Annotated in this window: 14 protein-coding genes and 1 pseudogene; 11 read left to right on the forward strand and 4 right to left on the reverse strand. The window is 59.3% G+C overall.

What is annotated here, in order from left to right; all coding sequences use genetic code 11:
- Nucleotides 1–240: 240 nt before the first annotated feature.
- Both KQ933_RS31650 and KQ933_RS31655 read right to left on the reverse strand, forming a co-directional pair.
- The gene (locus tag KQ933_RS31650; RefSeq protein ID WP_216761346.1) at nt 241–822 is read right to left on the reverse strand and encodes a hypothetical protein; all 582 of its coding nucleotides are present in this window, start codon (nt 820–822) and stop codon (nt 241–243) included.
- Nucleotides 823–985: 163 nt separating this feature from the next.
- Nucleotides 986–1,399 (reverse strand): hypothetical protein, encoded by a 414-nt coding sequence (locus KQ933_RS31655; RefSeq protein ID WP_216761196.1) that lies wholly within the window; start codon nt 1,397–1,399, stop codon nt 986–988.
- A 531-nt stretch (nt 1,400–1,930) separates the two neighbouring features.
- On the opposite strand from KQ933_RS31655, the gene KQ933_RS31660 reads away from it, so the two are divergent.
- On the forward strand, nt 1,931–2,242 hold the full coding sequence (locus KQ933_RS31660; protein WP_216761197.1) for a DUF736 domain-containing protein: 312 nt from the start codon (nt 1,931–1,933) through the stop codon (nt 2,240–2,242).
- A gap of 47 nt (nt 2,243–2,289) precedes the next feature.
- On the opposite strand, the gene KQ933_RS31665 is transcribed toward KQ933_RS31660, so the two are convergent.
- Nucleotides 2,290–2,568: an HU family DNA-binding protein gene (locus KQ933_RS31665; RefSeq protein WP_216761198.1), complete on the reverse strand. Its 279-nt coding sequence runs from the start codon at nt 2,566–2,568 to the stop codon at nt 2,290–2,292.
- 396 nt (nt 2,569–2,964) lie between these two features.
- Here KQ933_RS31665 and KQ933_RS31670 point away from each other — a divergent pair, with 396 nt between their 5' ends.
- The gene (locus tag KQ933_RS31670; RefSeq protein WP_216761199.1) at nt 2,965–3,129 is read left to right on the forward strand and encodes a hypothetical protein; all 165 of its coding nucleotides are present in this window, start codon (nt 2,965–2,967) and stop codon (nt 3,127–3,129) included.
- A gap of 108 nt (nt 3,130–3,237) precedes the next feature.
- On the opposite strand, the gene KQ933_RS31675 is transcribed toward KQ933_RS31670, so the two are convergent.
- Entirely contained in the window at nt 3,238–3,492 is a 255-nt protein-coding gene (locus KQ933_RS31675) for a WGR domain-containing protein (RefSeq protein WP_216761200.1), read from the reverse strand.
- 504 nt (nt 3,493–3,996) lie between these two features.
- On the opposite strand from KQ933_RS31675, the gene KQ933_RS31680 reads away from it, so the two are divergent.
- The 9 genes and pseudogenes from KQ933_RS31680 to KQ933_RS31720 all read left to right on the forward strand — a co-directional run bounded on the left by KQ933_RS31680 (nt 3,997) and on the right by KQ933_RS31720 (nt 13,161).
- Nucleotides 3,997–4,482 carry a hypothetical protein gene (locus KQ933_RS31680; RefSeq protein ID WP_216761201.1) on the forward strand — a complete coding sequence of 162 codons (486 nt, stop codon included), beginning with the start codon at nt 3,997–3,999 and terminating at the stop codon, nt 4,480–4,482.
- 1,248 nt (nt 4,483–5,730) lie between these two features.
- Nucleotides 5,731–6,062: pseudogene (locus KQ933_RS31685) on the forward strand (hypothetical protein).
- Between the two features lie 251 nt (nt 6,063–6,313).
- Nucleotides 6,314–7,048 carry a hypothetical protein gene (locus KQ933_RS31690; RefSeq protein ID WP_253958485.1) on the forward strand — a complete coding sequence of 245 codons (735 nt, stop codon included), beginning with the start codon at nt 6,314–6,316 and terminating at the stop codon, nt 7,046–7,048.
- A gap of 11 nt (nt 7,049–7,059) precedes the next feature.
- Complete coding sequence (locus KQ933_RS31695) at nt 7,060–7,509, forward strand: hypothetical protein (protein ID WP_216761202.1); 450 nt, start codon at nt 7,060–7,062, stop codon at nt 7,507–7,509.
- A gap of 136 nt (nt 7,510–7,645) precedes the next feature.
- Nucleotides 7,646–8,794 carry a lytic transglycosylase domain-containing protein gene (locus tag KQ933_RS31700; RefSeq protein WP_216761203.1) on the forward strand — a complete coding sequence of 383 codons (1,149 nt, stop codon included), beginning with the start codon at nt 7,646–7,648 and terminating at the stop codon, nt 8,792–8,794.
- Nucleotides 8,791–9,162: a TrbC/VirB2 family protein gene (locus KQ933_RS31705; RefSeq protein WP_112704615.1), complete on the forward strand. Its 372-nt coding sequence runs from the start codon at nt 8,791–8,793 to the stop codon at nt 9,160–9,162. Before KQ933_RS31700 ends, KQ933_RS31705 begins: the two co-directional genes overlap by 4 nt.
- 2 nt (nt 9,163–9,164) lie before the next feature.
- A complete protein-coding gene (locus KQ933_RS31710) occupies nt 9,165–9,488 on the forward strand; it encodes a VirB3 family type IV secretion system protein (protein WP_216761204.1) in 324 nt (107 codons plus the stop codon).
- 3 nt (nt 9,489–9,491) lie between these two features.
- A complete protein-coding gene (locus tag KQ933_RS31715; RefSeq protein WP_216761205.1) occupies nt 9,492–12,011 on the forward strand; it encodes a VirB4 family type IV secretion/conjugal transfer ATPase in 2,520 nt (839 codons plus the stop codon).
- Nucleotides 11,989–13,161 carry a lytic transglycosylase domain-containing protein gene (locus KQ933_RS31720; protein ID WP_216761206.1) on the forward strand — a complete coding sequence of 391 codons (1,173 nt, stop codon included), beginning with the start codon at nt 11,989–11,991 and terminating at the stop codon, nt 13,159–13,161. Before KQ933_RS31715 ends, KQ933_RS31720 begins: the two co-directional genes overlap by 23 nt.
- Nucleotide 13,162: the final 1 nt, after the last annotated feature.

The following is a 13,162-nucleotide window of genomic DNA, read 5'->3' on the forward strand; positions in this document are numbered from 1 at the left end:
GGCAGCTCGGTCCATATGCCGTTGAACCTTGGTGCGGTCGGCTTCACTTCACCCAATCTTGCTGCCGGCCCCGTGCCAGCCCCAAGCCCGTTTCGATCAAGCTCAATGATCCGTCCTTCCCGTCCCGAAATGGACGCGAAGGCCGTCTGCAGCTCATCTGGCTGCGCCCGAACCGGGATTGATGAAGGGCAAGGGCTCCGCCAGCGGGGCGCTTTCCCCCATCGGAATGACCGCGCGCGGTTAGCGCACCTCGAATCTGGCGAGCATCTTGCGCAACTGCGCGTTCTGCGTGATGAGCTTCTTTGCAAGCTGCCGCCGCAACGCATCGACTTCCGCGTCAAGATCGGCCATCTCATCCATGAAGGATTTCGGGGCAGTAACGACGGCAGGAGCGACCTGGCCGGTTGGATCGGCAGAAACCACAGGCTTAACAATCGCGTCAACCTTCTTCCGGCGTGTCGGCGATGTCTTCAAGCTTGTTTCGACAGCAGGGATCCGCGTGGGGGAAGCCGATTTGTCCTCAAGCTGGTGCGGGGCGGAGATATTTGTGGGCTCCTGGATATCAACTAGGGCCGCAGGAGTTTCCACTGCAACTGGTGCCGCCGTTTCGGTGTCCGTGGAGCCAGCATCTGGTTCGAGCAGGCTTGCCTCGACTTGCGCCTCAGAGCCGGACTCAGCGGAGCGGTCGACTGCAGTCTCGTCAAGGGCAGGTTGTTCCTCTTCGGGAACAGGCTTGTATTCGAGAGCAATGGTCTTCTGTGCGAGTGCTGGACTCTCGTCATGACCATGTGGTTTCGGTTTACGCGACACCAGGTCAGCCACAAATCTCCATGGTGTTCTCATCACATACAACCTTCAAAGCAAGGCGGCAGGACATTGCCGCAGTCATTTCTATTTGCTGGGTCCGCCGTGGTCCCGGCACTATCAAATGAAGATTGGCGGCGCCATCGCATGTGGGCATGTGGCGCCGCTTAAAATCCAGACCTCAGGCCTTGCCAAGGCGCTTGCGCAAATCCGCGTTCTCGGCGCGCAGCTTTTCGGAGAGCTCCTTGCGAAGCTGCTTGTTCTCTTCCTCAAGCTTGATCAGGTCGGCGATATCGTCAATGACGTCAACAGGGGTGGCGACCGGAGCGGAGGCCGCAGCTTTGACGGGGGGCTTGCGAGTGACGGCCGCCTTCGGTGCGGTAACCGCCTTTTCAGCCTTGACCGGAGCCGGCTTGGAGGCGCGCTTCGCACGCGTCTTCTTGGCCGGCTTTTCAACGGGTGCAGCAGTAGCATCGACGGTGTTAGCTTCAGCCAAAGCCTTCGGTGCCCGAGGCTTGCGGGTCTTCTTATCGGCGGGCGCTGCCGCTGGCGCTTCGGTGGTCGCAGTTGTTTCAATCGTGGTTTCGTCGGCCATCAGTGTTCTCCTCTGTCAGGCGGGCAAGCATTTGATTCGCCGCGACTTAATGTCAATGCCGGCGAGCCGTGTTTTCCCGCGCAATTGCTGCTTGAGAGGTCGCTACGCTCTGATTCAGTGGCCAGAGCGCTACACGGCTCCGGTTATCTACTGGCTTGCAGCCACGCTACGACAGGCAGCAATTCAGGGTGAACGTCGTGCAGACCTGCGTCTCGAGATCGCGTCGTCTCTGCCGCCAATGCCAGTGTCGCGCCTTCTCAAAGCAGCGGCTCGCCCATTGCGGTCTCGATGCGGCTTGTCTGACCAAAAACCGCCTCGCAAGCTCGGCTCGATCGTCTTCCCGCAACGGCCTGCTCGTTTTCTTCCCCTGGTCGCTGCGCGCCCATTCCTCGCGAGACAAGAAAGCCTCGGCCAAAGGCCGTCCTTCACTTCGTTACGGCCCGATGGGTGCGGTCCGATCGTTTCCGGTCTCATCGACAGCCATCGAGACCGCGATGGGCGCGGCCCGAGCAACCGAAAAGGATCAAGACAATGGCAACCATCGGCTCTTTCACCGCTTCCGAAAACGGCTTTTCCGGCACCATCAAGACGCTCAACCTCAACGTCAAAGCCAAGATCGTCCGGGTCGAACGCTCATCCGACGACGCACCGGATTTCAGGGTGCTGGCCGGCAATGTCGAATTCGGCGCCGGTTGGCAGAAGCAGGCCCGTGAGAGCGAGCGCGATTACATCTCCATCAAGCTCGACGATCCGAGCTTCGCTGCGCCGATCTACGCGACGCTGACGGAAGTTCAGGGCCAGGACGGCCTGCAGCTCATCTGGTCGCGCAACACGCGCCGCTGACGGTCCGACCGAAAGCCCCGCTCGACACGAGCGGGGCTTTCGTCATGTCACTTGTTGAGCGCGTCTTTGAGCGCCTTGGCCGGCTGGAAGCTCAGCTTCTTAGCCGCGGCGACCTTGATGGTCGCGCCGGTCGCTGGGTTGCGTGCCTCGCGCTCCGGCGTGGCTTTCACTTTAAACTTGCCGAAGCCGGGCAGGGACGTCTCATTACCGGCAACCGCGGCTTCGGTAATAGAAGCGATTACCGCCTCGACGATGGCCTTGCCCTGCACCTTGGTCAGGCCATGTTCGCTTGCTATCTTGTCGGCGATTTCATTGGTCGTAGTCATTTTATTCTCCGCATCGTGTCAGACGCAGAATCCCTGCCATCGCCATCAGGAACTGTCATCGACACGCTGCTGCAAATAGAGCGGAAAGCCCCGATCTCCACAGTTATTCACGTGGTCGGGTCTTAGTTTAGCCCGAAGACGGGCATCGAGCCCGTCCTCGCGTTCGGGTGCGATACGGAGAGGGAATGTCTGCTCAGTCCGTCCGAGGATGTCATGGCAACATGCCGGCCTCAAGGACGAGTGGTTCCCCCAATTTTGCCTCCGCTCCGGTTCCCTGCGCTTCGACAAAATCGGCTCCCCCACCCGCCGCCGCTGGCGGTCGCGTTCCGCGATCCTTGACTCCGCCACGCCCCATGACCGCCCGCGCCGTCTTTCACAAACGTCAAGGAGACGACGATGCTTCTGGAACAACACATCGAAGAGCTTCACCTCGAACTGCGCGAAGCAATCGACCTGGCCGAACGCCGCGAGATCGAAATCGAACTGGAGCTGGCGCGCGCCGAGCTGGCGGTGATCATCGCGGAGCAGGAGGGCACAATCGACGCCGAGCCACCCTTCTGAGAGTGGCTTTCGCCATGTCAGCTGGCCTGATGCGCCGGATCGACCGCCACCTCAGGCTCGAAGCTTCGCTTCGCCAGGCCTCCTTCCGCTACCGATCAGACAATCGTCTCATCGAGGATGCGGTTTCGGGCCGTAGCCGCGCTTCCGCTTCTGCCGCAGAAGTTCGAGGAAGAGTCCAACGGCTTCCTCCTCCCGCTCAAAATGGTGCACCAGCCTTTGGCCTCGAGAACCGATCCGTCCCCAGCGCCGTGTCAGGCAGGCCTGCCCGAACAGGGTTGGCTCGATCGACATCGCATAGTAGCGTGCCATGTTTTTCGAGGCGTCCTTGCGTTCGACATAGAGCTGGTAGGGCTGCGCGATCATGACAGGCAGAATCGGACAAGGCAGACTCTGCGTCCAACGAGACATTTGAATCGGTCGGCGGTGATCGATTCATGGCGATGATGGATTGCCGGCGGGATGATCCGGACGAGCCGCCTGCGGCGGACGGTGCTATGAGCTGCGCTCACCGAACCCCTGGCGGGTTTCGTCCCATTCGGTTAACGCCCCTCTCGCGACTGCCGCATTGGCGGCGCGACTACTCCACGACAATGGTCGAACATAGACAGGATAGCCGGCTGGACGCCGGATACGGACACGGCGCTGGCGGCGCCGTGGTCTATCTCTCTCTGACGTCGCATTTTGCACCCGCCACTCCGGCGTCAAGGACCGCGCGGCCCCTCCAATTTTCGGCCGCCGCCCCTTCGGGCCATGGCCAGAAAATCGGCTCCTCCGCTTGCCGCCGCTGGCGGTCGCGTTCCGCGATCCCTGACCCCTCGCGGCTACAGTGCGGCCTCCTTCCGTCAGAGACGGAAAGGAGACACTGATATGTCCGATGAGTGGTACAACGTTCATCAGCTCGCAGCGCTTGCGGGCTTTAGGCTCATCGTGTTCGCAAATCGCATCGGTTGCGAGGACGAATTCTTGCTGGAACTGCATGACGAGCTTGCCGAAGGGCTGGCAGCGGCAATTGCGCGGCTGCGATCCATCATGGCGCTGGAGCGCCAGCTCGTCAATGACACGGACGAAGAAGGCTTCGCCACCTTTCAGCTTCATGGCGAAGAGGAATGCTTCGCGCGTTTCCGGATCACGCTGCTCGACGACCTTGAAATCGACGTCGACACCTACGAATACCGGGTGAACGGCGGCGAGTGGCACAACGCACTGTCGGCAGACTGCGACGGCATCGAGATCAGCTATCCGAGGCTTGTCGCCCTCACGGATGACGAGTTGGGCACCCTCGCGCCGATCGTCCGCTCCATCCGCAATGAGGCGAGCATCGCCATCAGCATCGCACGCGTCGTCTACGATTGATGCGGGAAGAGAGGCGGCTCTGGCCGTCTTTCGTCTCTTCTGCAGGCATGACCGCTTGCCGCCATCGAGCCTGCACGTGGTCTTGAGGGGAGAGACTTGCCGCCTCTCCCCTTAAGCTCCCCTCTCCCTGTGGTGCGGGTCGAGACCCGCCCGGCCTTTCGGGCCGGTAGGCGGACGCTGCCGCGACTTCCCCAAGCAAGACGGAGATGGGGATCACCTTATGCTGCGCCCTCATGCTTCGGGCATTCGCGTCAGATGATCCCCATCTCCTGCGGTGCGCTCGCCGTCTCATCGTTCGCCGGCCATCGATGCCCGTTCCCTGCGGTCACGGCCATCCCGGCAGCTCACGACGACGGTTCGCTTCAGCATCTCTCACCAAAACGGTCTTGCCGTCGTGCTATTCCTTCGGCGTGGATCACAGGCCTGAGCCTGTGATAGCTGTTGCTTTGTCTGATGACTCGCAACAGCATGAGCGCCTCGGGCACCACGGCAAGACCGTTTTGGTGAGAGATGGCAGGATAGGCTATTGGTATACCAATAGCCGTTTCGCCCGAGGGGCGATTATCTGATTGAGCCCAACCGCAGCCGCGTTAGGTCGGGTGCCCGGCCGAGAATGATGTTCGGCGGCAAAGCTCATGGAGCCGGAAAGGGGAGGCGGAGAGGAGGGCGGGCCGCCCGGTCGGAAGGGCGCTGATCAGCGAATATGCGTCTGAGCGCTTCCGCGATCAGGTGAATAGCCGGTTTGCTCGCTACGCGCATCGGCGAATGCGCGAACAGGTGAATGAGCGGATCTGCGAGTGCGCGCAGTGCGCGATCAGTGAATCGCTCGACGCGCAAATAGGCGGATCGGCGATCTCGCGATCCGGCAACTCGGCGCATCGGCGAATCGGTGAATGGGCTAACCGGTCATTGTGCGAATGCTGATGTGTGCGAATCCGCGAACGAGCTCTTTCGTGATTATCTCAGACGCACTCTCGGTGAATAGGGGAATGCCCGAATGAGAGAATAGGTGCCATGACTAACGGGAGATATAGCGCATCGGCAGACTGGTTGTTGGCGAGTTTTTAAGTCGATCACGTTCGAAAGGTGACACGTTCGGTTTCGCAAATGGGTCCGCTCTGGAAAACAATGTCTGCCGTTGTTTTGGATAGCAGCATCATCCCCTTGTTCGCGGAGATTTCGATAAGCGAGATCGCCAGACATTCTTCCTTCATTTACACTGCCGCCTTCAACCACGAGGGCCTCTTAATGAAATCCTTCAGCTTTGCGGTGGCGCCAGGGAAGCTTTGGCAAGCCATCAATCCGTGGACGTTCTACCAGCAGGGAGCGCAGTCCGGGTTCATCAACATCGATCTCGGATCGACGCCCGCGCCTCAGACAGAGCAGACCATTCTAGACGAGGTCGGCAGCTATGGCAGGCAGATCGGGCGGCTTGGCGATGCGCTGGAGGTGCTACTCCGCCATGTTCCTTTGGAGAATTTGTCGAAAGACGAGATGCGCTCGATGTCCTCAAGGGCCAGCTCGCCGAGATACGTCAGATCAAGGAGAGAGAGGGACGCAAGCAGTCCCCGCATCCTTGACCATCAACTCTATGATTCATCCCCAAGACGATCGATGTAAAGCATCCGAAATTCTGTAACGACCCACGCTCCAACGAGCTCCGCATGTTTCAATTTTCCCGCTTGAGCGAAACGTGAGGCGCTGATACTTATACTGAAGTATAATTTTCTTCTTCGAGCACTGCGGTCGGTCGGGCGATAGACCATTAAATCAAGAAGCGGGTTTGACTCTGATACACGTTCGATCCCTCCTGACGAAAGAATGGTACAGCGTGCCATTCTCTGCAGACTGCCCCGGCTGTGGTGCGCAGACAAGGTCCGCCGCTATCGTCGTTGGCCCTTCGAGCCTGGTCGGGGACCCAGGGTCCGCATCAGGAACCGATATACTCGCGAAGCCTCGCAAAACGCTTGATGCGTTCGCTTTCGTCGAGGCGCTAGGAGGCGAGACAGAACATATTGAGCGATTCATCGTCAACCGCTTCCACAGCACCTTTGCCTTTCTCGATGGCCAACTGACATCGATCTGCGAACACTGTGCTGAAAACCTTCCGCCCGCAGCAATCCGCTCCGCTGTCATGAACGGCTTTGTTCGGCTTGGCCAGAAGCGCCTTTTGGTGAACGAGCGCTTGCTCTTATTTGCCTCTGACGTGGTGCTGACGGAATTTCGTGGGGAGACGTCGATAGAGGAGAGCGCGATGTGCGATCCGGATTACGCACTCCTGCTCATCTGCGACACCGAGAACGCAATCGGCGAAACCGGCACGATCGAGCTCTGGCATAGCATTGCACGAGACGACTACGCCATCGTGGTCAAAGGGCACGATGGTCGCGAGATGTTGCGGGACGCCTTGAACGATGACTTGAAGGACGTGGTGACAACCATTTTCGATCTTGGACTGGTGCTTACCCAGCTTCACCTAGCTCGGGCATCCTCACCCTATTGTGGGCTTGCCCGCGATCTTTTTCTCGAAGCCCTCGAACATGCCGGTTATCGGCAGGCAAGCTAGAAAGCAACACCATGCGGATTTTCACGAAGCTCTTCGGATCTCTGGCCACGATGATGGTGCTGGCCGGATGTGGTCATCAGAATGAGCGACCACAGCCGCCAGCGCCGTTCGTGTATCTCAGCCTCCCAGCTTGCAAAGCCTATCGGGACAACATCGCCGAGTGCCAGCTGGAGTATGGCACCGAATTCGGACGCCAGCGGCTTGGTCCCGTCCAGGAGAGAGGCCTGTCGATTGCCGGCGGCGGCCAACCCTACCAAGTCGAGTCCTGCTATCAGGTGACGAGGATACAACCGGAATTGCCCAATTTCGTTTGCCGAATCTCGGTTGGCCGCTCGGGCGCTGATGCAGGTTCGGTATTGGTTAAGGGCGGTACCGCCGTGCAGCTCGCACGCATTTTAGGTGACCACGAACAGCTCCGGTATCGCTGGACTTCAGACAAGTGGTCGCGCCTACGCGATTGATTTTTAACGCGAAACGATCCGCCTTAAGTTCTGCTGCGAGCGCATAATTATACTAAAGCTAAAGTTTTGGGTTGATTTCCGTAAAGGAATGCAGTTCAAATTCTTATACCGCAGTATAATTTGCACTGGTTCAGCCATGGATCGCGTCCCGCTTTCGCCTGAAAACAGACAGCACAACACATGGTCGCGAAGCGCATTGTGGATCGCCGGATCGTCCGCCTTATTGCTCACGGGTTTTGCTTCCGGACCAGACGGCGGCGGCGGTGACCTCACTTCGGAAATACCGGCACAGGTCGATCATCGTTCCAGCGGCCTTGAGCCGAAGGCAAACAAAGTTGCGCTCGTACCGCGGGCAAATCCGGCGCCATCTGGCTTCGTTCCTTCGACGCACGATGTGCCGACGATCGATTCCGCCAACTTCGACGAGCGGTTTGGCGGATCAATCGCTGAAGATCCGCTCCGCGCTAGCTCCTCCTCGTTAGATGCGATCAAGAGGTGGGAGAGGGCTGGACGTTCATCCGGAGATGCGGCTGACAACACGAATGCACGGCGCGACAGCGCGGTGCATTCGCTTATCAGCGTATACTCGCATGATCAGAAGTCTGGTCTTCCGGCCAGCGTTTCGGCAACCCAGCCTCATATCGATGTCAGCGCGCCGCCTACCTTGGCCCGTCCTAGTCTTCTATCCGGAATTCCCGAAGCCTATTCCAAGCTCGCATTGGTGATCGCCGGCGACGAGAAGGTTGACCCGAATTGGGTGCTGTCGGTCATGCGAGCTGAGAATGCCAGTTTCGATCCACGCCTCGTTAGTCCCGCTGGCGCCGTCGGCCTGATGCAGGTTATGCCGCGGATTGGTGATGCTTTCGGTGCGAACGATCTGACCGATCCCGAACAGAACATCCGCGCTGGCACGCGTTTTCTTCGCATTCTGATCGCCAAGTACAGAAATCCTGTGCTGGTCGCCGCCGCCTATAATGCGGGTGAGCCCAACGTGGACCTTCGCCATTCTCTGCCGTTGATCCGCGAAACCGCAGACTACGTCACTCGTGTCGTCGGATACTACACTGGCACGGCGGCCGGTCCGACCGTCCCAATAGCCGGCTCTTCGTCAGTGTTCGCGCCCAGTTCCAGGCGCCACACCGGACCTGCAGAGCGGGCCAAATCCCCCATGCTTGTTTTCTCAGTCGCAGCGCCGATCCCGCCAGACGTTCGTCCTCAGAATGAGGAGAAGCGGAAGAACACCGGCGGGCCGCTCAAAATTGTGAAGGAAGAGGTGTCTCAATGAATCCGATCGCTTTGGCACTCCACACGGCCATTCTCTATAGCAGCGTTGCATGGTCCTCGATGGCCCGTCGAAAATGGCTTGGTAACGCGGCTATCGTGCTTGCCGCGAGCCTGATCTTGCTCGTCAGTCAATATGAGCCGGCGGCCGCCCAAAACCTGGATCGTCTCCAGCAGGCCGCTGATCGCCTCGTGCAATTCTTTACTGGGCCCTTCGGTCGATCTGTCGGAGCCATCGCATTCATCGGCATGTTCCTGGCTGCTGCTTTCGGATACTGGTCCTGGGGCGCTCTCCTGCGCGTCGCCGGTTGCCTAGCCGGCATGTTCGCGGCAGCCGAGCTCGTCGACTTCCTCGCCGGTGGGGGAGCGTGACCATGGCGGTAGGCAACGACGCTGACGGTGGCGACGACTATATCGAATCCTATCCAGTCATCCTCGCGTTGACCCGTCCGCCTACGGTCATGGGGATTCCCTATACCTATTTCCTGGCCGAGTGCTTCGTCTCGCTGATGGCCTTCATGATTCTTGGGTCCATCCTCTGGTTCCCGGTCTCGTTCGTCGTCCTGCACGGCATTCTCTACGTTCTGACTGTCAAGCTCGACCTCTGGTTCTTCGAGATTGTGGGACGCCTTAGCATGTGCGGCGTCAACCCTCTTGGTCGCAAGCTCGGTGGCGGCGTCAGAACCTACGGAGTGTAAGCGATGAACACGATGGCGAGATCGCTGAAGGGAAGTCTCACGAAGGGATGGGAAATTTTCGCCGATCGCCGCGTCGCAACGCACGTCCCTTTCTATGTTCCAATCGAAAACGGCATCATCCGCCTGAAGAACGACTGCCTCGTCTCGACGCTGAAGCTCACCGGCTTTTCCTTCGAGACGGCCGATATCGAAACGATCAATATGCTTCAGCGGCAGCGCAACGCCGCCTTCCGTGCGATCTCCTCGATCGGTAGCTTCGCACTCTATTCCCATGTGATCAGACGTAAGGTTGCGCCATCGTTGCCGTCAGTCTTCGCCGATCCCTTCATGGAGCGCCTCGATCACGTCTACCAGTCAAGCATCTCGAAGAACGAGATGTTCGTGAACGACACTTATGTTTCTCTCGTCGTGCGCCCCATGTTCCGAAAGGGATCGGCGCTGTCCCGCCTCATGGGCGCAGGCGGTACGATCGTGCGCAAGGAGCAGTTCCGCGCGATGCGCGACAAGCTGGTCGAGGCAACACGAGCACTTGAGAAATCGCTTTCTGTCTATGGGCCGAAGGTCCTCCGCGACGTCCAACGCGTTCAAGCTGGCCTCGGCGACAACAGAAAAGTCTTCCGCGATGTCTCTGAAGATATGGCCGTCGACGAAGCCGCGCGGAAAATTTGGTTCTCCGAACAATGCGAGTTCTTCTACACACTGCTGAATGGCGGACGCGTCCGGCCGATCCGTCTTGGTAACATTCCGATTGACGAGATGCTGCCGGCGCGCCGAACGTCGATCGGCAACCGTATCATTCACCTGCAGGGCGATAGATCGGACGATGATCGCTACGCAGCGATGGTCTCCTTGAAGGAATATCCGCCAGAGACCGGGGCGGGCATGTTCGACTATATCCTCAAACTGCCATTTGAGCTGGTGCTGACACAGTCGATGTCCTTTGTCGACGATATGGCGGCGCGCAGTCGGATCGAACGGCTGGACCGACAGATGTCGAAGGCCGACGAAGGCGGATCGAGTGTCCAGGCCAATCTCGATATCGCTCGGGACGAACTCGCCCGCAAACGGGTAGCCTTCACCGAGCATCATCTCACGGTGATGCCGGTTGCGAAAACCACTGCCCAGCTTGACGATGCGGTGGCGCTGATCGGCAATGAACTTGGCGCACTCGGCGCCTCCTATGTCCGCGAGGACCTGAATGCGGAGCCTGCTTATTGGGCGCAACTGCCGGGCAACCAGGCTTATATCGCACGCCGCGCACTAATCTCGACACTCAACTGCGCCGGTTTGAGCAGCTTTCACGCCTATCCCTACGGCAAACCTGACGGCAACCACTGGGGGCCGGCGATCACGATCTTCGAAACGACCTCAGGCACGCCCTTCTTCTTCAACTTCCACCAAGGTGACGTCGGGCATACGACCGTCTTCGGTCCCACCGGGTCCGGCAAGACTGTGATCATGGCCTTCCTGATCCTGCAAGCCTATCGCGTCAGTCCGCGCCTGAAGACGATCGTCTTCGACAAGGACCGTGGTCTCGATATCATGGTACGAGCGGCGGGCGGAACCTACATGTCGCTGGAGCCCGGCCAGCCGTCAGGATGGAATCCACTGCTGCTCGACGACAATGAGGAGAACCGAGTCTTCCTCTACGGGCTCCTGAGCTTCATGCTAAAGCCTGCGAAGGAAGGCGAAAGCCTGACGCCGCAGGAAGAGACGATCATCCGCAATGCGATCAAATCCGTTCTCAAAACGAAGGACAGGTCGTATCGCCGCCTCTCGTCGCTCAGGGCACTGCTCGCGGGGAGCGAGCGGACCGAGGGCAGCCTGATCGCCCGGCTCGACAAATGGGTCGACAAGGGACCGTACGCCTGGCTGTTCGATAACGCGGATGACAATCTCGACATCTCCAGGCCGATGATCGGCTTCGACATGACGTCGATCCTGGATGATCCTACGGTGCGCACCGCAGCCCTTCTCTACATGTTTCACCGGCTGGACGCGATCTACGACGGCAAGGCGCCAATCATCAACCTGATGGACGAAGCCTGGAAGCTGCTCGACGACGACGAATTCAAGCGCACCATGAAGGACTATTTTAAGACCATCCGAAAAAGGAACGGTCTGGTTATCTTCGGCACGCAGTCAGCCGACGATGTAGTGCGATCGAACGTCAGCCGCACGATTATCGAACAGACGTCAACGAACATCTTCTTCGCAAATCCAAAGGCTGACGAAAGCTCCTACATGGAGCATTTCGGCCTATCGCGAGCGGAGTTCGAATGGGTCAAGAACGGCGATCCAAGCTCCCGTTTCATGCTGATCAAACAGGCAAAGAACAGCGTGATTGCTCGCGTCGACATGTCCCACATGCCGGAGTTCATCAAGGTGCTTTCTGGCCGCGAGGAGACTGTGCGCGAAGTCGAGATGTTGCTCGACGAGTATGGCGAGGATCCAAAGAACTGGCTCTCGAAATTCTGCGACTGGGATGGGGTGACGGTCGATGAAAAACGCAAAGCGTCTTGAGAAAACCGCAGCCGGCGTCTTGGCCCTCGCTCTCGTCTTCCCCGTCGGCACAAGCCATGCCCAGGTCCCGGTCATTGACCAGGCGCGCCAGAAGATCCAGCAGGAGACCCAGAACTGGCATCAGTCCTATCAGGCCGATACTCGGAAGGTCAAAGGCGCTTCGGGCGGAACGACCGATAGCGTTGCGCCCGGTGGGGGTTCGGGCTCGCCGGCCGATTGCTCCGCCGATGGCATGGGAGGAGGAACCGCGCCGGCAGCGCCATCGTCTCGGACGCCAAGCCAGCAGGAAATTGCCAGCATGGTCCAACAGGAGGCGATCCGGCAGGGCGTCGATCCGAACTTTGCGATGGCGATCGCCGAGCAGGAGTCGCGGTTCCGCCAGTCGGCGCGCTCCGCGGTCGGCGCCACCGGCGTCATGCAATTGATGCCGGGCACCCTCGCACAGCTCGGCGTCAACCCTTATGACACGCGCGACAATATTCGTGGCGGCGTCAAATACATCAAGCAGCTCCAGGGGATGTTCGGAGACCGCTATGATCTCATCGCCGCCGGCTACAATGCCGGTCCGTATCGGCAGTCACTGCAGAACGGTCAGATTCCCAACATTCCGGAGACGCAGGACTACGTCAAAAAGGTCTCGGCCTACTATGCCCGTAACAAGGCCCAGAACGGTGATAACACACCGGCGGAGGGTACAGCCGAGCCGGAAACTGCGAGCTACAGAAACGGCTGCGGCGAGCAGCTGAAGAAGGCGGTCGACCGTAACACGCAGGCACAGATCGAACGAGGTTCGGTTTGGAACGAGCTGCTTGGAAAGTCGCTCGCTGCGAACCAGCAGTATCTGCAGCGCCTTCAGTCTGGCCTGCAATCCTCGTCCGCAAGTCTTCGGGGCAGTGGTGGCGGAAATTCTAAAGACCATGACGGGTCACTTGTCATGGCCGAGATCCGGTGCCCGACCAACATCATCGACACCGGCGGCACGCGCTGCTTCGCTGTTCCGTCCAACGCCACCACAGAACAGATCCAGCACTGGCTGTCCGACCTGCAGGACGAGGCACGTGCAAATGGCGCGGTCGCGACCTTCACGGCGTTGCAGGATCCCGCACTCGGCCTCGTCACGGTCGTTGATTCCAGGCCGACGGAGAATTAGC

The sequence above is a fragment of the Rhizobium sp. WYJ-E13 genome, from assembly GCF_018987265.1.
Lineage (GTDB): Bacteria > Pseudomonadota > Alphaproteobacteria > Rhizobiales > Rhizobiaceae > Rhizobium.